The sequence below is a fragment of the Thermomonas alba genome (genome assembly GCF_022419205.1).
Classification (GTDB): domain Bacteria; phylum Pseudomonadota; class Gammaproteobacteria; order Xanthomonadales; family Xanthomonadaceae; genus Thermomonas; species Thermomonas alba.
Genome location: NZ_JAJOZU010000048.1, coordinates 1 through 566 on the forward strand (window position 1 = coordinate 1; position 566 = coordinate 566).

General features: G+C 74.0%; 1 protein-coding gene and 1 pseudogene. Both read left to right on the top strand.

Annotation, left to right across the window (positions count from 1 at the left end; genetic code table 11):
- Nucleotides 1-148, top strand: a 148-nt coding sequence (locus tag ML342_RS11685) for a uracil phosphoribosyltransferase (protein WP_275672489.1), incomplete at its 5' end; no start/stop codon positions are given.
- 22 nt (nt 149-170) lie between these two features.
- A pseudogene (locus tag ML342_RS11690) lies at nt 171-566 on the top strand (hypothetical protein); the annotation flags it as partial.

Genomic DNA, 566 nt, shown 5'->3' on the forward strand with positions numbered 1-566 from the left:
GGCGTGCCCGGAAGGAATCGCCAACTTCCATGCCCACCACCCGGACGTGCCGATCTACACCCCGGCGGTGGACCGCGGCCTGAACGAGCACGGCTACATCGTGCCGGGGCTGGGCGACGCCGGCGACCGCATCTTCGGAACCAAGTGAGGCGTCGCCCGGTCGTACCCGCGTGACGACCCCGACCGACCGCTCCTGCACTGCCCCGTCCGCCTGGACCCTGGGCTGGCGCGCCCTGTGGCGCGACTGGCGCGCCGGCGAGCTGACCGTGCTCGTGCTGGCGATCGCGCTGGCGGTGGCGGCACTGACGGCCGTGGCTTTCTTTGCCGATCGCCTGCAGGCCGGCCTGCAGCGCGACGCGCGCCAACTGTTGGGGGGCGACGTGGTGCTGCGCAGCGACCACCCCGTGCCGCCCGAGTACGAAGCCCAGGCCCGGGCGTTGGGGTTGGCGGTCACGCGGCACCTGACCTTCCCCACCATGGCCCGCGCCGACGACGCGGACGGCGGCGAGGCGCGGCTGGTCTCGCTCAAGGCCGTGGCGGCGGGCTACCCGCTGCGCGACGAACTG